Origin of the sequence: Ruegeria sp. HKCCD4884 (assembly GCF_013110855.1) — a bacterium.
Taxonomy (GTDB): domain Bacteria; phylum Pseudomonadota; class Alphaproteobacteria; order Rhodobacterales; family Rhodobacteraceae; genus Ruegeria.
In genome coordinates this window covers 63,565-81,445 of sequence record NZ_WVRJ01000002.1, presented here as the reverse complement: position 1 = coordinate 81,445, position 17,881 = coordinate 63,565, and the positions used below count along the sequence as shown (strand labels likewise).

General features: G+C 57.8%; 21 protein-coding genes. 8 read left to right on the top strand and 13 right to left on the bottom strand.

What is annotated here, in order from left to right; translation table 11 throughout:
• The first annotated feature begins 7 nt into the window (after positions 1-7).
• From GS636_RS02790 to GS636_RS02775, 4 genes are all read left to right on the top strand, one after another.
• Positions 8-1,138, top strand: a complete 1,131-nt coding sequence (locus tag GS636_RS02790; protein WP_171090425.1) for an ABC transporter ATP-binding protein — start codon at positions 8-10, stop codon at positions 1,136-1,138.
• A 114-nt stretch (positions 1,139-1,252) separates the two neighbouring features.
• On the top strand, positions 1,253-2,035 hold the full coding sequence (gene surE, locus GS636_RS02785) for a 5'/3'-nucleotidase SurE (RefSeq protein ID WP_171090423.1): 783 nt from the start codon (positions 1,253-1,255) through the stop codon (positions 2,033-2,035).
• Positions 2,032-2,682, top strand: a complete 651-nt coding sequence (locus tag GS636_RS02780; RefSeq protein ID WP_171090421.1) for a protein-L-isoaspartate(D-aspartate) O-methyltransferase — start codon at positions 2,032-2,034, stop codon at positions 2,680-2,682. The genes surE and GS636_RS02780 overlap by 4 nt, the downstream gene beginning before the upstream one ends.
• A gap of 62 nt (positions 2,683-2,744) precedes the next feature.
• Positions 2,745-3,920 (top strand): peptidoglycan DD-metalloendopeptidase family protein, encoded by a 1,176-nt coding sequence (locus GS636_RS02775; protein WP_171668371.1) that lies wholly within the window; start codon positions 2,745-2,747, stop codon positions 3,918-3,920.
• 62 nt (positions 3,921-3,982) lie between these two features.
• Here the strand turns inward: GS636_RS02775 and GS636_RS02770 are convergent, their stop codons facing one another.
• Both GS636_RS02770 and GS636_RS02765 read right to left on the bottom strand, forming a co-directional pair.
• Entirely contained in the window at positions 3,983-4,654 is a 672-nt protein-coding gene (locus GS636_RS02770; RefSeq protein WP_171668370.1) for a YafY family protein, read from the bottom strand.
• 21 nt (positions 4,655-4,675) lie between these two features.
• Positions 4,676-4,981 carry a hypothetical protein gene (locus GS636_RS02765; protein ID WP_171090416.1) on the bottom strand — a complete coding sequence of 102 codons (306 nt, stop codon included), beginning with the start codon at positions 4,979-4,981 and terminating at the stop codon, positions 4,676-4,678.
• Between the two features lie 222 nt (positions 4,982-5,203).
• Here GS636_RS02765 and GS636_RS02760 point away from each other — a divergent pair, with 222 nt between their 5' ends.
• The 4 genes from GS636_RS02760 (at position 5,204) to GS636_RS02745 (ending at position 7,718) form a co-directional block, all read left to right on the top strand.
• Positions 5,204-5,419 carry a twin-arginine translocase TatA/TatE family subunit gene (locus GS636_RS02760; protein WP_171090414.1) on the top strand — a complete coding sequence of 72 codons (216 nt, stop codon included), beginning with the start codon at positions 5,204-5,206 and terminating at the stop codon, positions 5,417-5,419.
• A gap of 6 nt (positions 5,420-5,425) precedes the next feature.
• Positions 5,426-5,884: a Sec-independent protein translocase protein TatB gene (tatB, locus tag GS636_RS02755; RefSeq protein ID WP_171090412.1), complete on the top strand. Its 459-nt coding sequence runs from the start codon at positions 5,426-5,428 to the stop codon at positions 5,882-5,884.
• A complete protein-coding gene (gene tatC / locus GS636_RS02750) occupies positions 5,881-6,762 on the top strand; it encodes a twin-arginine translocase subunit TatC (RefSeq protein WP_171668369.1) in 882 nt (293 codons plus the stop codon). The genes tatB and tatC overlap by 4 nt, the downstream gene beginning before the upstream one ends.
• Before the next feature lie 113 nt (positions 6,763-6,875).
• On the top strand, positions 6,876-7,718 hold the full coding sequence (locus GS636_RS02745; RefSeq protein ID WP_171668368.1) for an ATP-binding protein: 843 nt from the start codon (positions 6,876-6,878) through the stop codon (positions 7,716-7,718).
• Between the two features lie 60 nt (positions 7,719-7,778).
• Here the strand turns inward: GS636_RS02745 and GS636_RS02740 are convergent, their stop codons facing one another.
• From GS636_RS02740 to alr, 11 genes are all read right to left on the bottom strand, one after another.
• A complete protein-coding gene (locus GS636_RS02740; RefSeq protein WP_171668367.1) occupies positions 7,779-8,423 on the bottom strand; it encodes an SDR family oxidoreductase in 645 nt (214 codons plus the stop codon).
• Between the two features lie 42 nt (positions 8,424-8,465).
• Positions 8,466-8,714, bottom strand: a complete 249-nt coding sequence (locus tag GS636_RS02735; RefSeq protein ID WP_171090404.1) for a hypothetical protein — start codon at positions 8,712-8,714, stop codon at positions 8,466-8,468.
• A 266-nt stretch (positions 8,715-8,980) separates the two neighbouring features.
• On the bottom strand, positions 8,981-10,504 hold the full coding sequence (gene purF, locus GS636_RS02730) for an amidophosphoribosyltransferase (RefSeq protein ID WP_171090402.1): 1,524 nt from the start codon (positions 10,502-10,504) through the stop codon (positions 8,981-8,983).
• Positions 10,505-11,157: 653 nt separating this feature from the next.
• Positions 11,158-11,751, bottom strand: a complete 594-nt coding sequence (locus tag GS636_RS02725; RefSeq protein ID WP_171090400.1) for a CvpA family protein — start codon at positions 11,749-11,751, stop codon at positions 11,158-11,160.
• Between the two features lie 40 nt (positions 11,752-11,791).
• The gene (gene radA / locus GS636_RS02720) at positions 11,792-13,156 is read right to left on the bottom strand and encodes a DNA repair protein RadA (RefSeq protein ID WP_171090399.1); all 1,365 of its coding nucleotides are present in this window, start codon (positions 13,154-13,156) and stop codon (positions 11,792-11,794) included.
• A gap of 122 nt (positions 13,157-13,278) precedes the next feature.
• Positions 13,279-14,061, bottom strand: a complete 783-nt coding sequence (locus GS636_RS02715) for a DNA repair protein (RefSeq protein WP_171668366.1) — start codon at positions 14,059-14,061, stop codon at positions 13,279-13,281.
• A gap of 150 nt (positions 14,062-14,211) precedes the next feature.
• A complete protein-coding gene (locus tag GS636_RS02710; protein ID WP_171668365.1) occupies positions 14,212-14,664 on the bottom strand; it encodes a paraquat-inducible protein A in 453 nt (150 codons plus the stop codon).
• A gap of 14 nt (positions 14,665-14,678) precedes the next feature.
• The gene (locus GS636_RS02705) at positions 14,679-15,119 is read right to left on the bottom strand and encodes a hypothetical protein (RefSeq protein ID WP_171668364.1); all 441 of its coding nucleotides are present in this window, start codon (positions 15,117-15,119) and stop codon (positions 14,679-14,681) included.
• Positions 15,116-15,862 (bottom strand): ABC transporter ATP-binding protein, encoded by a 747-nt coding sequence (locus GS636_RS02700; RefSeq protein ID WP_171237694.1) that lies wholly within the window; start codon positions 15,860-15,862, stop codon positions 15,116-15,118. Before GS636_RS02700 ends, GS636_RS02705 begins: the two co-directional genes overlap by 4 nt.
• A complete protein-coding gene (locus tag GS636_RS02695; RefSeq protein WP_171668363.1) occupies positions 15,859-16,641 on the bottom strand; it encodes an ABC transporter permease in 783 nt (260 codons plus the stop codon). The genes GS636_RS02700 and GS636_RS02695 overlap by 4 nt, the downstream gene beginning before the upstream one ends.
• A complete protein-coding gene (gene alr, locus GS636_RS02690) occupies positions 16,638-17,672 on the bottom strand; it encodes an alanine racemase (RefSeq protein WP_171668362.1) in 1,035 nt (344 codons plus the stop codon). The genes GS636_RS02695 and alr overlap by 4 nt, the downstream gene beginning before the upstream one ends.
• Positions 17,673-17,881: the final 209 nt, after the last annotated feature.

The following is a 17,881-nucleotide window of genomic DNA, read 5'->3' as shown; positions in this document are numbered from 1 at the left end:
AAGCCCGATGGAATTGATCGGGAAAGGCAATTGGGGTCCATCGGTGACAGGTAACGCAACTCCTCCACGTCTGGAAATTCGCAACATTATCCGCCGCTTCGAGGGGCGGGTTGTGGTGGATGACGTGTCACTGACCGTTCAGGCGGGCAAGGTGACGTGTTTGTTGGGGCCGTCGGGCTGCGGCAAATCCACGACGCTGCGCATGATCGCCGGGGTCGAGATGCAGGACTCGGGCGAGATATACGTAGATGGCAAGCTGATTTGCGACACTGTCTTCCGGGTTCCCCCGGAACGGCGAGAGATTGGCCTGATGTTTCAGGATTTCGCGCTGTTTCCACATCTGAGCGTGGCCAACAATGTCGCTTTTGGCCTGAAAGGCAGCAAGGATGAAAAACGCGCCCGGGTTGAAGAACTGCTTCGCAAAGTAGATCTGATGCGCTTCATCGACGGGTTTCCGCATCAGTTGTCTGGGGGTGAGCAGCAGCGTGTGGCGCTGGCCCGCGCCTTGGCACCGCGCCCTCGGATCATGTTGATGGATGAGCCGTTTTCTGGTCTCGACAACCGTCTGCGTGATGGCATTCGGGACGAAACGCTGTCCATCCTCAAGGAAGAGGACGCCGCCGTTTTGCTGGTCACGCACGAGCCGGAAGAGGCGATGCGCATGGCGGATGAGATCGCGCTGATGCGGCGTGGTAAGGTGGTGCAGCAAGGCGCGCCCTATAACGTTTACACTCGACCAGCAGATAAAGCTGCCGTGGCTTTTTTCAGTGATGTCAACGTGTTGCGGGCGCAAGTCAATGGGGCGTTGGCTGATACGCCGTTTGGTCAGTTTCTTGCGCCAGGTATCCCGGATGGAACAGATGTCGAAATTGTATTCCGCCCGCAGCACGTCAAGCTGGACTTTGACCGCAACGGTAAGGGGCCTTCGCCTACGCCCTCGGCTGGTGTGGCTGCGCGGGGCGTGGTCGAGCGTGCGCGCTTTCTTGGAAACGAAAGCCTTGTAGAGTTTCGCATGGATTATGATGGCTCAATCCTCAAGGCGACGGTTCCAAATGTCTTTGTGCCGGGTCCGGGTCGCGTCATGTGGCTGACCATTCGCCGGGACAGGTGTTTTGTATTCCCCGAGAGCAAAACCTGACCTGACGATTTCCACCCAAGTGGTGCGCGAAAGCCTCAGATTGCAGTCCTGCGTCGCTTGCCGCAACGCAGGCCGGGGTCTATCAAGGGCCAAACGCGGGGGTAAAACGGGCATATGCGTATTCTTCTGACCAATGATGACGGGATCAACGCTCCGGGCTTGATCACGCTTGAGGCGATTGCGGCCGAACTGGCTGGGCCGGATGGCGAAGTTTGGGTGGTTGCGCCTGCCTTCGAGCAATCCGGGGTCGGGCATTGCATCAGCTACACCCATCCCACAATGATCGCCAAGCTGAGCGAGCGGCGCTATGCAGCCGAAGGGTCGCCTGCGGATTGCGTTTTGGCGGGGCTGCATGATGTGATGGCAGACTGCCGACCCGACCTGGTTTTATCCGGTGTAAACCGGGGGAACAACTCGGCTGAGAACACGCTTTATTCCGGCACGATTGGTGGTGCGATGGAGGCAGCCCTGCAAGGTGTGCCCGCAATTGCACTGTCGCAGTATTTCGGCCCGCGCAATCTTGGGCTGGATGATCCGTTTGAGGCCGCTGCCCGCTTTGGCGCTGATCTGGTCCGGCGTATTCTGGATGCCAATCCGGCCGAGCAGGGCGATTACCGCTTGTTCTACAACGTGAATTTCCCACCTGTTCCTGCAGATGAGGTGCTGGGCACGCGCGTTGCAGCGCAGGGCTTCCGGCGCGACACGCATTTCTCGGTCGAACCGCACAGCTCGCCCTCGGGGCGGCGGTTCCTGTGGATCAAAGGCGGTTATCAGCACAACCCAACCGCCCCGGGCACCGATGCGGCGGTCAATCTGGAAGGCTATATCTCGGTCACGCCAATGCGTGCCGACCTGACCGCCTACGACATGCTGGAGGCATTGAAGGCAGTCGAATGAGCGGACTGGACCCTGAAACCGTAATGCAGTTCCTGTTTGCCCTGCGCAAACGGGGCGTGACCGATGCGCGCGTTCTGGCAGCGATGGAGCAGGTGGACCGGGGCCGGTTTGTCACCGGTCTGTTTGCAGACCGCGCTTATGAGGACATGCCGCTTCCGATTGCCTGCGGCCAGACGATCAGCCAGCCTTCGGTTGTCGGGCTGATGACGCAGGCGCTGGATGTGCGTGCACGGGACACAGTGCTCGAGATTGGCACTGGTTCAGGCTATCAGGCGGCGATCCTGTCCAAGCTGGCGCGCCGGGTTTACACGGTCGAACGCCACAGGCGGTTGGTCAATGAAACGGGTAAGCTGTTTGCCGACCTGGGACTGACGAATATCACTGCCATGTTGTCGGATGGATCCTTTGGTTTGCCGGAACAGGCGCCGTTTGATCGGATCATTGTGACCGCTGCGGCCGAAGACCCTCCGGGCCCGCTCTTGGCGCAGCTGAAAATCGGGGGTATTATGGTTTTACCCGTGGGTCAGTCGGACGCCGTGCAGCAGTTGATCAAAGTGACGCGCACCGAAACCGGTCTGGACTATGATGAATTGACGTCGGTTCGTTTTGTGCCCCTGCTAGAGGGGCTTGGGAAGGACGAGACGTAACAGGCTTTGTGAATTGGTCGCCGGAACCCCGGACAACAGGGGCAGGCTTTGAGGACAGAATTATGAAAGCAGTATCCAAATCAGCTATGCGTCGCTGCGCAACCGGACTGGTCGCTGTCGCCGTTTTGGCCGGGTGTGAAGGGCCCTTGGACTATGATCTGCGTGGGCAGGTCGGTGGGTTCTCGACTGCCGATGCGGCGCAAGCTTCCACCACATCGCGGCCCACACCGGACAGCCGGGGTGTGATCACTTATCCCAACTATCAGGTTGCCGTAGCCCGTCGGGGCGACACAGTGCGTGACGTTGCCGCGCGTGTTGGCCTGCCGGAAAGTGAGTTGTCGCGCTTCAACGGATTGCAGGCGACCGACAGTTTGCGAGAAGGCGAAGTGCTGGCCTTGCCGCGCTCGGTCGGCGCCGGTAGCGGGGTGGATATCGCTTCGGTGGCCGGAAGTGCGATCGATCAGGCCCCGGATACGGGATCGGTCCAGACAACGACATTGGAACCAGCGAAACCCGCGCCAACCGCCGCCCCTGTGCCTTCAGGGCCGGAACCGGTCCGGCACAAGGTCAAACGGGGCGAGACGGCCTATACCATCTCGAGGCTCTATCAGGTGCCGGTCGACGCGCTTGCGGAGTGGAACGGGCTTGGGCCCGATTTTACCGTGCGCGAAGGTCAGTTCTTGTTGATTCCAGTCAAGAACCAGCCCGCGCCACGGCAAAGCGCTGCGGCGGCTGCGGCACCTGTTGCGGCCACTGAAGTGACCGAGCCGGGGCAAGGATCGCCAACACCGACCCCGCCAAGCGCCACCCAGCCGCTGCCTGAAGAAAAAGTAGCACCCAAAGCTGAGGCACCGGATGTGACGGCCGAAGCCCCGACCAATACGCGCTCTTCAGCCCTTTCACTACCAGTGAGCGGTACCATCATCCGTGGCTACAACAAGGGCAAGAATGAAGGCATCGACATAGCCGCAGCACCCGGTACGGCTGTAACAGCGGCCGAGGCAGGTACGGTTGCGGCGATAACGGCGGATGCGGATCAGGTTCCGATCATCGTGGTTAAACACAAAAACGATCTGCTGACAGTTTATGCCAACGTAGACGACATTACCGTAAAGAAAGGTGACCGCGTGCGTCGTGGTCAAAAGCTGGCGCAGTTGCGGGGTGGAGACAACGCCTATGTACATTTTGAAGTGCGCAAAGGGTTCGAGTCTGTTGATCCAGAGCCCTACCTGAAGTGAGGATGAATGGCCCGTTTCGGGCCATGCCTCCGGCGGGAGTATTTTTGAAAAGATGAAGAAGGTCAGACGTTTGGGTCGTAGTCGCTCAGGCGTTTGCCGGGTTCGTCCGCAAAGAGTTCCGGCAACGGCGCGATAGTTTCGATCAGGTCGATACGGAAGACGCGGAAACCCTGACGAAGTTCGCACCAAGCGGTGAGGGTCCAGACGCGGCCCCAGTATTCCATGTGAAGCGGGCGGATGGTGCGTTCGGTCAGAACCCCGTCGATCCTTTGATATGACAAGCGAAGTTTCTGGCGCGATTTGATGGCCGAGCGGATCGGGGCCATATGTGCCAACCCACGGGCAGCATCTGCAAAGGGGTAGACGGCGAACTTCCATGCGTCGGCTTCGGCTACTACCTGCGTGGGCAAGACGGCATCGATTTTGTCAGCCAGAGAATTGGCAGCGGCTTTCAGGTCAGGATCGGCGGCCTCGGCCACGATAGCCATACCGAGGTTGAGCGCTTCAAGCTCGGCTGTAGTCAGGTTCAGCGGGGGCAGGGTGATCTGCTCGCGCACCATGTAGCCCACGCCGCGTTCGCCTTCGACCGGAACACCCGAAGCCACCAGCGTATCCATATCGCGATAGATGGTGCGGACCGATACCTCGAGCCGGTCCGCAATGTCCTGCGCACGGTGCAGTTTGCCGTCGCGCAGGATCTGTATGATGTCAAAAAGACGATCCGTGCGGCGCATATTACGCCGTCCAGACCGCGCTTAGGCGGTCATGTTCCATAACACGTTCTCGTGGCGCATCTGAATGCTGTCAGGATTGATGGCTGCCATCAGACCGGCGCAGAAGTCCTGTTGTGGGAATTGCGCGGCGGCGTCTTTGGCCGCCTTCATGTCCGTCCAGACGACATAATCGGTCCAACGCCCGTCTTCGCCCTGGCTCAACTGGCGATGGGCGAAGCCCGGTGCGCTGCGGACAAAGGCTTCTGAGGCTTGGCTGAGTTTCACAAATTCTTCCGGTGTGGTGCCATTGGCAAGGGTGAAGGTGACGATTTCAGCAACATGGGTCATTTGGGTCTCCGTTGACCAGGTTTCGATATCGTCTTCGTAATGCTGCCCAACTGACATAAACCTGTCAGTTGGAAAATGCGAGCCCTTAGATTCTGCGGGATCACATCAATTTTTACCTTCAAACAGCACTTGTTCCCTTTTGAGGCAACGCATCCGGGCGTAAACACAGAGCCAGTTCATATTCCCGGCACGTAAGGGTGCCGATGAAAGAGGAGAAAAGACATGCTCAACAATATCGGCCTTCCCGGTCTTCTGCTGATCGCCGTTGTAGTTCTGGTTCTGTTTGGCCGCGGCAAGATCAGCTCGCTGATGGGTGAAGTTGGCAAAGGTATCACCGCGTTCAAGAAGGGCGTGAAGGATGGCACGGAAGAGCTGGAACAAGACGCGTCCGAGATGGCTAAGGACGTCACTCCTGAAACCGAGAAAGACAAGGCGTAAGCGCAGATGTTTGATCTGGGCTGGACCGAGCTTCTGGTCATCGGCATCGTTGCCCTGATCGTTGTGGGGCCAAAGGACCTGCCGGTATTGTTCCGCAATGTCGGGCGTTTTGTCGGCAAAGCCCGTGGCATGGCGCGCGAATTCAGCAGCGCCATGAACGAGGCTGCGGATCAGGCTGGCGTGAACGAGATCAAGAAAGGTCTCGACGCTGCCGCGAATCCTGTGGGTTCTGCCATGGACGGTGTCAAACAAGCCGCGCAGGATATGGCCAAAAGCATCGATCCTACCAAGTTCGATCCTGACAGCGAAACCGGCAAACTGGCGGCAGAACGGGCCGAGCAGGCCAAGAAAATTCAGGCCACCACAGCACGTGCCGCTGCCGAACGCAAAGCCAAGGAAGCCGCCGACGCATTGGCCAAAGCGGAAGAGGCCGAGGCTGCGCTGAACACTGAAAGCAAAACATGAGCAAGACCGACGAGATCGAAGATACCTCGGCCCCCCTGATCGAGCATCTGGCTGAGCTGCGCACACGGTTGATACACTGTGTCGTGGCTTTTCTGATCGGGATGATCATCTGCTTTACCGTGGCCACGCCGCTTTTTAACTTTCTGACCAATCCCCTATGCGAGGTACTGACCGAGCGTGGACAGGATTGCGGCCTGATTTTCATCTCGCCGCAAGAAGGTTTCTTTGTGGCCATCAAGGTCTCGTTGCTGGGCGGGTTCATTCTGGCGTTTCCCTATATCGGGATGCAGATGTGGCGCTTTGTGGCGCCGGGGCTGTATAAGTCGGAAAAGAACGCGTTTTTGCCCTTCATGCTGGCCTCGCCCTTCATGTTCCTTCTGGGCGCAAGCTTTGCCTTCTATGTCGTTACGCCACTGGCCTATGATTTCTTCCTTGGGTTCCAGCAATTTGGTGCTGAAGGTGAAGCTGTGGCAGATGGTGCAACTGCTGCACCTCTGAGCGTGGTTTTCCAGGGCTCAGCACAGGAATACCTGAACCTGACGATCAAGTTCATCGTGGCTTTCGGGCTGTGCTTCCAACTGCCGGTTCTTTTGACCCTCATGGGTAAGGCAGGGCTGGTGAGCGCCGAAGGCCTGGGTGCCGTGCGCAAATATGCAGTCGTAGGCATTCTGGTGCTGGCTGCTATCGTGACACCCCCGGATGTAATCACGCAGATCATTCTCTTTGTTGTGGTTTATGGCCTTTACGAAATTTCGATCTTCCTGGTCGCTCGGGTCGAACGCAAGCGCGAAGAACAGCTGCGTGCCGACGGCTATTACGACGATGAAGAGGCCGAAGCGGATGCCGATCATATGCAGGATTACGAAGAAAAATCGTGATCTATAGAAAATACTGAACAAGGCGTGCCGATCTCTGGCGCGCCTTTTTCGTTTCCGCCTCTTGTTGCGCCGGAAGGAACATGGTTTGAACGCCAAAACGACCGGAGGCCCCTATGGATGATCAAGCCCTGAACCGTATTGCTGATGCGCTGGACCGCATGGCACCGGCCCCATTGGCTGCCCCGGATTTTGACGAAGCCCCTGCATTTGTCTGGCATGTGGAACCCGACCGGTTAGAGCCGGTGAAGCAGGTCAATCGCGTCGATTTGGACTTGTTGGTCGGCATCAATCGGTCGCGCGACACCTTGCTTGATAACACGCGTCGGTTTGCCGCCGGATACAAGGCGAACAACGCGTTGTTGTGGGGCGCGCGGGGCATGGGGAAATCCAGCCTTGTCAAGGCAGTGCACGGAACCCTGCAATCGGACCATCCGGATTTGAAGCTGGTCGAATTGCAACGCGAGGATATGGCGTCGGTTGCACGCCTTCTGAACCATCTGCGCGCTGCGCCGCACCGGTTCATCCTGTTCTGCGACGATCTTTCGTTCAGCCATGATGACCAGCATTACAAATCGCTCAAGGCCGTTCTGGACGGTGGCATTGAAGGTCGCCCGGAAAATGTTGTGTTCTACGCCACCTCGAACCGTCGTCACCTGATGCCAAGGGACATGATCGAAAACGAACGCTCCAGTGCCATCAACCCTTCCGAGGCGGTTGAGGAAAAGGTTTCGCTGTCCGACCGTTTTGGGCTTTGGCTGGGCTTTCACCCCTGCGATCAGGACGAATACCTGGCCATGATTGACCGCTATTGCGCGGCCTATGGCGTATCGGTCGATGCAGGCACTCTGAGGGCCGAAGCCATTGAGTGGCAAGCCACGCGCGGCTCACGCTCCGGCCGCGTTGCCTGGCAATTCTTTGTCGATCTGGCCGGGCGCAACGGCGTTCACATCGCCTGATCCCAGCTTCATCTGGCCAAAAATACCTCCGCCGGAGGCATGGCCCGCAAGGGCCATTTCCTATAGCAGCGCCAGTATGCGCGCGGCTTCACTTGCCGTGCTGATCAACGCGTCCCGATCTTCTCCGGGATGGAACCGTGCGCGTACGGCGGTGGGCATAGGCGCAGGTTCGACAATTGAAACGCGTGGGCCGGTGCGTTCAGTTTCCGCAGCCCAACTGCGGGCCAGGGCCATCTGCGCGGCCTTGGTGGCCCCATAGATACCATAGAACTTCTCGCCAGCCTTCGGGTCGTCAAAGAACACCGCGTGGCCGTTTTCACCCAGCAGGGGCGTCACGTAGGGGATCAGAACCGAGGTCGCATTGGCGTTGGTGTTAACGGCCTTTGCCCACTCTTTGGGATCAATGAAATGAGTTGGTGTCAGGGCCGAGGTATGGATCGCGGTGTGCAACCAGAGATCCACCTTGCCCCATCGGTCGTGAATTCCTCTGCACAAGGTAGCCATGGCATTTGGATCGGTGATATCCATAGGGGCCAGCGTTGCCGAACCTCCCTTGGCCTTGATCCGGTCGTCCAACTCTTCCAGCCCGCCAGTGGTGCGCGCGACTGCAACTATGTGATACTCGGGCACCAACGCTTCGGCCAGGGCAGCGCCCAACCCGCGAGAGGCCCCGGTGACAAGGGCGATTTTGGTCTGATCGGTCATGGCTGCGGTTTGAACCCCTGCGCGCAGGGCGTCAAGTCGCGATTAGCTGCCGGGAATGGTGATCCGCTTGGTCTGGCCGCTTTGTCGCAGCATAATGCCATGTTCATCAATCGCAACAACCGTACCCGAAGCAACTCGGCTGCCGGTTTTCACCTCTTTCACGCGTCCGGAAGAAAGCCGCATAAGGGCCCGCAGATCGGCTTTTGGCCCAAAGACCCCAAGAACTGACACGGAATTCTTCTTCAACGCGCCACGCTGGGTGGCTGCGCTTTTGACTTTTGTATTCGACATGATCTGCGGCCTGGACCGTAGCCCAAACCCCTTTGTAAGTGAGTGGTGCGAGCCAAGTATCAAAACCGAAACGGAAGCTAAAGCGCATCACACACTGATGTCACCGAGACAAAAGTGCCCGACAAAAAAGCCCTTGAGATCACGCAGCATTCACCGCTGAGTTGTGGCAAAAACCCACTCATTACAACGGTTCGAAACGAAAGCAGTCGCCAAGCTGATAAAGCGAATCATTCGCCCTTAGCGTGGGGTGGTAAATGTAGGCCCGTTTAGCCAGACGCCAGCTTTGCTGCGTTCCACGACCCGCCCGGAACCTGCATATCTGCACGTTTCTGGCTGACGCGGCTGCTGTTTTCCAGATTGTCCAGATAATCCTCGCTGACGCTGCCGGTGATGTAGTTTCCGTCAAAGCACGAGCAGTCAAAGGCTTCGATCTCGGGGTTGCCTTCTTTCGCGGCCCAGATCAGGTCATCCAGATGCTGATAGAACAGCGCGTCCGCGCCCAATTCTTCCCGGATTTCTTCGATCTCTTTGCCGTTTGCTATCAGTTCGGCCTTGGTCGGCATGTCGATGCCGTAGACGTTGGGATATTTCACTGGGGGTGAGGCGCTGGCGACATAGACTTTTTTGGCACCTGCGTCGCGGCACATCTGAACGATCTTTTTGATGGTGTTGCCACGTACGATGGAATCGTCGATCAGCAGAACACTGTGACCATCAAATTCCAGCGGCACGGCGTTCAGCTTGCGGCGGACGGACTTCTGTCGCTCTGCTTGACCCGGCATGATGAAGGTGCGCCCGACATAGCGGTTCTTGACCAGACCTTCGCGATAAGGGATGCCTGTGATCTTTGCGGCTTCCAACGCTACAGGGCGGGCGCTGTCCGGCACCGGGATGATCCGGTCGATTTCCAGGCCGGACTCCTGAATCTGTTTGGCCAGTGTCTGACCCATGCGCATCTGGGTCTTGTAGACCGAAACACCGTCCAGCAGTGAGTCCGGGCGGGCCAGATAGACATACTCAAAGATACAGGGCGTCAGCTTGCCTTCAACTGCCTGGAACTCGTGCATGTTGCCGTCCAGATCGATCAGGATCGCTTCACCCGGACGCAGGTCACGCAGTTTCTCAAAGCCATTGATGCCAAAGGCCACATCTTCCGAGGCGAACGCATAATCATCCCCTGCGCCGTCCACTGTGCGTTTCGCAACCGACAAGGGGCGAATGCCAAACGGATCGCGGAAGGCCAGCATCCCAACGCCTGCGACCAGACAGATCACGGAATAAGCGCCCTGAACCCGCTCCATCGTCATCTTCACACCTGCAAACAGGTTGCGGATGGGTTCTGCATTGCCATTCACCTTGATCGCGTCAGCCACTTTGTCGGCCAACACGTTCAACAGGATTTCTGAATCTGAGGTAGTGCGCAGGTGACGGCTGTATTTGCCTGTAACTTTTTCGCGCTGCTCGGCTGTGTTTGTGATGTTGCCGTTGTGAACCAGATAGATACCATATGGCGCGTTCACAAAGAACGGTTGCGCTTCGGCCGCGCTGAGCGAACCTGCGGTGGGATACCGGACATGGCCCATGCCAACATGGCCCAGAAGGGTTTCCGCGTCCTGAGCATTGAACACATCCTTTACCAGACCGTTGGCCTTCTTTTCGCGGAAAAACTCGCCATTGAAGGTCACGATCCCCGAGGCATCCTGACCCCGATGCTGCAGCATCAGCAGCCCGTCATAGATCTCGGCAAACACATCATGTGTCCGGCTTGCGATTCCCAAAATCCCACACATTTACGGGGCTCCAACTTCTATGACGATTTGATCTGAGGACTGACCGTTTTACGGCTTCGGACAATCTGTGACGCGTGCGCGGCTGCAATGGAGGCAGAAGAAAATGACGCCAATAGGGCGACCATCATCACGACCAGCGCGCATTCATACAGAAAGAACAAGATCGGTGGCTCCGATTCCGTGGCGGGTTGGCCTCCACATAAAGCCTAATGGCGTGGCTGTCATCAAAGGATCACATTTACCAATTGCCGCAGGCTGAAATTGTGCACAACGGCTGATGTTCGGGAAACGGATGACATGTGCAGTCATATATGCTGTCATGCGCATGAATATGTATAATTCTGGATTGGAGAAACACCCAGAGGATCCGAATGTGGCAACATAAGTCTCAGCAAAAGAAACCGGAACGGGTCAAGCAACGGTGCCATCGATGCCGGGGCACGGGGCGCGCGCCCTGTCAGATCTGCAACGGCGCAGGCGAAGTTGTCAAAAGCCGCGATATACTTGGCAAACCGATCTCCAGCCGGTGTGATGGATGTTTTGGATTAAAAACGATCAAATGCACTGTATGCGGCGGGGAAGGTTTCACCTGACCCACAAGAAAAAAGCCCCGTCCGAACCGGGCTTTCGATGAAACATGGATTGGGCGGTGTTCAGCCTTCCGCAGGTGCAGTGGTCTCAGGCTGGGTGTTGCCTGCGGTGCAGCTGGCCACCAGTTCTTCGTATTGTGCGGTAACCCAGCCCAAAGCGGCCTCGGGGTTTTGTTCTTCGATCTGACCGCTGAACTGCTCAAACACCTTGGCCGAGCGGCTTTCGTCGACAATTGTGTACGACTGACCGGTCATAACGGTGTCGTAGACAAAGAAAGCGATCGCAACCAATAGGATGCCCCGCGCGATGCCAAAGAACAGACCAAGCGCCTGATCCAGACCACCCAAAGCCGAGCGTTGCACCAGTGACGAAAACAACGGCGTGAAAATGCTGACCACGATCAGCGCCACAGCAAAGACTGCAGCAAAGCCGGTGATGACCGAAAGCTCGCAACTGTCGCGCAGGAAATCTCCGACTACGGGGATCTCCTTGACCAGTGGGACGGCCTGCGGAGCAAAGATGAACGCCAGGACAGCCGCTGCGACCCAGCCTGCGATGGCCAGAACTTCGCGCATGAAACCACGTGAGTAGGCCAATAAGCCCGATAGCACGATGACCAGGGCGACGACCCCGTCAATTATTGTAAAACCTTCCATGGCCCTCGCCTGTTCGTTTTCTGCCCCTCAAGGCGCGACTTTAACCTGCTCCGAAGGTTTCGCCAACAAACCCAACCAAATCAGAGGGTCGGGTGAGTGACAGACCTGCCACAGTGCCGGTTTTGCCACCTGCCGGAGCAATTGCCGCTGTGAAACCAAGTTTTTGAGCTTCTTTCAACCTGTTTTCTGTCTGCGGAGCGGGTCTAAGTGCCCCAGATAGCGAGATTTCTCCGAAAACGACGGTGTCGGCGGGCAGGGCGGTGTCTTCACGCGCGCTGAGTAACGCAGCGGCAACCGCGAGGTCTGCGGCGGGTTCGCTGACCTTTAGCCCTCCGGCGACGTTTAGATAGACATCAAGGCCAGCAAAGGGGATTCCGCAGCGCGCCTCGAGCACAGCAAGGATCATGGCCAGCCGCCCGCTGTCCCATCCAACGACCGTGCGACGGGGCTGAGAATGGGGCGAAGGGGCGACAAGGGCCTGCAATTCGACCAGAACGGGGCGGGTGCCTTCGATACCCGCAAAGACAGCCGAACCGGGGCTGGGCGTGCCGCGTTCCGACAGGAACAGGGCGGAGGGGTTTGTAACCTGCGCCAGCCCTTTGCCGGTCATCTCGAAGACGCCGATCTCATCAGCAGGACCAAAGCGGTTCTTGACGGCGCGCAGAATGCGGAACTGGTGGCCGCGTTCGCCCTCGAAATACAGCACAGTGTCGACCATGTGTTCGACCACGCGCGGGCCCGCGATCTGACCTTCTTTCGTAACGTGGCCGACCATGATGATCGACACGCCATGTCGTTTCGCAAATGTGGTCAATTCATGGGCTGCGGCCCGGACTTGTGACACCGATCCGGGCGCGCTGTCCACATTGTCGGCCCACATGGTCTGGATCGAGTCGATAATTGCCAGACCGGGCTTTTCGGCCTCAAGCGTCGTGAGGATGTCGCGCAGGTTGGTTTCTGCGGCCAGTTGGACTGGCGCGTCCTCAAGCCCAAGACGACGTGCACGCATCCGGACCTGTGCGCTGGCTTCCTCGCCCGAGACGTAGATGGTTTTGACGCCGGCACGCGCAAACCGGGCAGCAGCCTGCAATAGCAGCGTGGATTTACCGATGCCCGGATCTCCGCCCACAAGAAGGGCAGAGGCCGGGACCAGACCACCGCCCAATACCCGGTCAAGTTCTTCAACGCCGCAAAGGGTGCGGGGCGGTGGGGTTTCCTCGGTCGACAAATCCGTGAGTGCAATGGACTGGCCGCGTTTGCCGCCGAGGGATTTCTTGGTCGGGCCAGCCGAAAGGGGCACGTCCTGAACGATGGTGTTCCATTCGCCGCACGCGTCGCAGCGTCCGGACCACCGCGTATGTGTTGCTCCGCAGGCCGAGCAGGAGAAAGAAGTCGTTTTTGCCATGCGGCCTTTGGTGCCCGAGCTTGGGCGGTTCTTCAAGCCCTTGTGGGCTTTCCTCACCTCCGGTGGCGCGCTGCGGTCTCAGGCCCCGAACGGGCCATCGCCCACAGCGGGCGCTGACGCGCCTATTCCGCCGCCCGAGGGGGGGACATCGCAACCACGCTGGACGCCTTTGAGGTGCTGTCTTTGCGTGGTGTTTGCAACTGAGTCGATAGTTCGGGCAACAGCTCGAACAGTTCATCCCGCAAGCGTGCCAATTGCGATTTGGCGATGGTCTCTTCCATTTCCACGTCGCGCGTCCATTGGCGCAATTCGTTTTGGATGACCTGAGCCTCTTCCAAACGTTGCTGGAACAGCTCAATCTCTTGCTGCCGTTGTTGCAGGAACATCTGCGCCCGTTCGACCCGCGCGTCGCCATAGGTTTCGGCCAATTCCTGGCTGATCTGGCTCATTTGTGCAGCCAGTTCCAAAATCTCAGGTTCCAGCGATTGCAGGTCAGGGTGCTGGCGCAGAAACGCCATACGCTCTTTGACCGCGTCGAACTCGGAGGACATCATGAACAGCCCGCTTCGGTCAGCGGCGTGGGCCATCTGATACGCGTTCGCGATGTCATACATGTTGAGGGCAAATTTGCGATGGTTGTTTTCCAGTGCCATCATTCGCGCGTTTGCCGGCAGATAAAACGCCAGCATGAGAATCAGTGCGGTCAGACCGATCTGGATGAACATCCCGGCATCAGTCACCGGTCCGCCACCGAATCCGGCCTGCATCGAAAGCCAGGGCAACACGCCCAAAGCGGATAAAATCGTGGTTGAAACGGCCAGCAGGGCCGCCATGCAAATCAGTAAAAAAGTCAATCTTAAAAAGGCATTCTGACATTGCAATGTGATGTTGTGGAGGGCGGCCATGATCGTCGAACTCCTTTTTCAAACCGGAACACACCGGGCCGAAGCGGAGGAAGATCAAACAACTTAGGGCGATCCGCTGCGGACCCGAAAACTACAAATCTTAACTGCTCGAAATATAAAGATGATACTTAGATATGTGTTTTCAATCAATTAGGTCTGAGGTTTTCGTGAACCAGATGTCATCTCTGTAATATGGCCAAGTGCGATCGAGGCCAGAATACAGGCCGTGAACAGGTAAAGACCCCATGCGGTTTCAATGGTCGCGTAAGAGATTCCCTTGGCCAAAGTGATGTAAAGCGCGATCAGGAAAATGTCGGCCATGGCCAGTTTGCCGAGGATATTCAGCGCAGGTTGGACGCGGGCGTCCAGCAAGTTCCATTGGATCAGCGCGGTGCCGATGGTTTTGATGTAGGGGGCGAAGAGGGCGAAGATCGTGACGATCAGCGCAAGGAAGATGTCGGATTTCCACAGGGATTGGAGTCCGGTGATGACGCTGATTTCGCTGAGGCCGAAGATGGGCAGGAACCCCGCGCGCATCAGTGGGGCAAACCACGCGATGGGGTAGAGGATCAGGAGCGAGAGGGTGGCGAGGCGGAGGAGCATTCTCTTACTATTTGTCAAACAAGAAGGAATAAACAGATCAGAAAACAAGCGACGTCCAGATTAATCCGTGAATTGTCCAATTCGCGCAAATAGTCTCTTCGCACGAACAAACCGCACACAAGTAAAAATGCACCAATTGCAAAGTTGACTAAGGGAATCTCTGCGTAGCGCGCCCAGTAAAAAGCATGAAGTGAGAGATAAATAATCACAAAGAACGCGGTCCAAACGACAATAGTTCTCGTGAGGCTGAATTTAGCTTTGGACGCAACACTGACATCATTTCCACTAGGTCGTTTAATTGCCATGGTGCTTGACGTCCAGAAACGTTTGGAAGCTAACTTGGTGCCGTCGACTACCGAGCCGATTGCTCTGGCGAAAAAAAGGCTGGCTACATAATAGATACCCAAATCTCTGACAAAGTCAGAGACTTCAAGCAGAGTTCTTTCGCCAATCACCGAACCGCCTCAATCGGCCCCTCTGCACTCCCGCTGATGAACTGCTCGACATAGGGATCACCCGAGGCATCCATCTGCCCGACGGGACCGGTCCATTGGATGACACCTCCGTGCAGCATGGCGACATTGTCGGCAATCGCGCGGACCGAGCTCATGTCATGGGTGATGGTCATCGCGGTGGCGCCCATCTCGGTCACGATTTCACGGATCAGATCGTTGATGACGCCGGACATGATCGGGTCAAGGCCGGTGGTGGGTTCGTCGAAAAAGATGATCTCGGGCTCGGCGGCGATGGCGCGGGCAAGGCCGACACGTTTTTGCATCCCGCCCGACAGCTCTGCCGGAAAGCGGTCGGCGACGTCGGATTTTAGGCCCACACGACGCAGTTTTTCTATGGCGATTTCGCGCGCTTCTTCTGTCGGACGTTTCAGAGACCCACGCAGCAAGCGGAAGGCGACGTTCTGCCAGACAGTCAGTGAATCAAACAGCGCCGCCCCCTGAAACAGCATCCCGAACCGGGCCAGAAACGCGTCGCGGTCGCCTTTGCTGGCGTCTTTGCCGTCCACATAAATCATGCCGCTGTCGGGGTGGATCAGGCCAAGGATACATTTCAGCGCCACCGACTTCCCGGTGCCCGACCCTCCGATGATGACCATCGAGGTGCCCTTTGGGATCTCAAGGTTAAGACCTTGCAATACGTGGTTGTCGCCAAAGGCTTTATGTACGTTCTCCATCCGGATCATAGCGAGAAGAATACCCCTGTGAGAACGAAGTTTGCGGCCAGGATCAGCACAGCTGCGGCCTCGACCGAGCCTTTGGTGGCGCGGCCCACGCCTTGCGCGCCGCGACCGGAATTCATGCCATAGTAACAGCCCATGATGGCCGCGATCAGGCCAAAGGCCGCGCCTTTGACCAGTGATGAGACGATGTCGCGGGTTTCAAGGAAATCCACGGTGTTTTTCAGATAAGCCGCCGGGTTGAAGCCAAGGTTTTGAGTGGCAACCGTGTAGCCTCCGGCAATGCCGATGATGTCACCCACCGCGACCAGGGCGGGCACGGTAATTAGCGCGGCCAAGACGCGTGGGGCGGTCAGGTGTTTCATTGGATGGGTCGACAGCGTGACAAGCGCGTCGATCTGTTCGGTCACTTTCATCGTGGCGATTTCGGCCGCGATGGAAGAAGTTACGCGGGCAGCAATCATCAGGCCGACCAGCACCGGGCCAAGCTCTCGTACCATGCCAATGGCGACGATCTGAGGCACCACCGCTTCGGCGTTGAAACGCGCGCCGCCGGCGTAGATCTGCAACGCCAATGCGCCGCCGGTGAAGATCGCGGTCAGGCCAACCACGGGCAGGGACAGCCAGCCGATGTTCAGCAGCGCCATTCCGAACTCCCGCGGATAGAAGGGCGGGCGCAGAATGTGCGAGATGGCATCCAGCGCGAACAATGCAACACGGCCAAAGGCCGCAAACAGGCTTAGTACGGCGCGGCCCAGCCCCCCTAGCGCGGAAATTGGGTTCATTCCACATAGCCCCGCGAATAGCGATTGCCCAAGGATGTCAGGATCTCATACCCAATCGTTCCGGCAGCTTCGGCCAGATCGTCGACGGTCTGATGGCCGTTGAGAATACGCAGGCGTTCCGGGTCATGGGGCAGATCGGTCACGTCCACGGTGATCAAGTCCATCGAAATCCGTCCGACCACCGGGCAGGGCTGGTTTCCGGCAAATGTGTCAATCCCACCACCGATGGCGCGATGCAGGCCATCCGCATATCCCGCAGCAACAGTGGCGATACGCGACGGGCGGCGCGCCACCCAGCTGTTGCCATAGCCAACCGTTTCTCCGACCTCCAGTTTACGCACCTGGATGACGGGTAAATCAACGGTGACAACCGGTTTGGCACCGGCAAAGGGCAGGCCGCCATAGAGGCCGATGCCCGGACGGCAGAAATCGAAATGGAATTCCGGCCCCAGAAACGTGCCACCGGTTGCGGCCAGTGACCGCGGTGCGGTGACGCCGTCGGTCATCTCGCGGAACGTTTTCAACTGCTGCTGGTTCATCGGGTGATCCGGTTCGTCCGAACAGGCCAGATGAGACATGACCACCGACGGGTTCAAAGCCTCAGCTTTTGGGCGCAGTTCCGCCCAGTCGGCGGGCTCAAGCCCCAGACGGTTCATGCCGCTGTCCAGTTGAATCCCGAATGTGTGATCAGGCAGCGCTTGTTCATGGCGCTGAAACTGCTCAGCCGAGTTGATCAGGGGGGTCAGGTCATGAGCACGCAGCAGATCTGTGTCGCCTTCCATATGCCCGGAAAAGACACCGATCATCGGGCCTGGACCCACGGCCTCGCGCACCGCAGCGCCTTCCTCGGCGGCGGCGACAAAGAACTTGCGAACGCCTTCTTCGGCCAGCATATCGCTAACCGGCCCGGCCCCCAGCCCATAGGCATCGGCCTTGACCACAGCCCCGGTCTCAACCCCGGTCTTCGCATCAAGCGCCCGCCAGTTGCTGGCCAGCGCCTGAAGATTGATCGTTAAACGTGCAGTACTCATGGAACTGTTCATGACATTGCGCCGTCCAAGGTCAAGAGGGAATGGCGCATTTCCGTAACGTATTCCGTTGCCACGTTGCCGCAATCGACGAAAAGTGCCGAAAACCAAGAGATTTTGGCGGTTTGTCGCTGGCCAGGACCGGTTTTGGGATTGTCTTCACATTGATGTTAAAACGATCTTGAGAGTGTGATCGTTCCATCGCAATACAC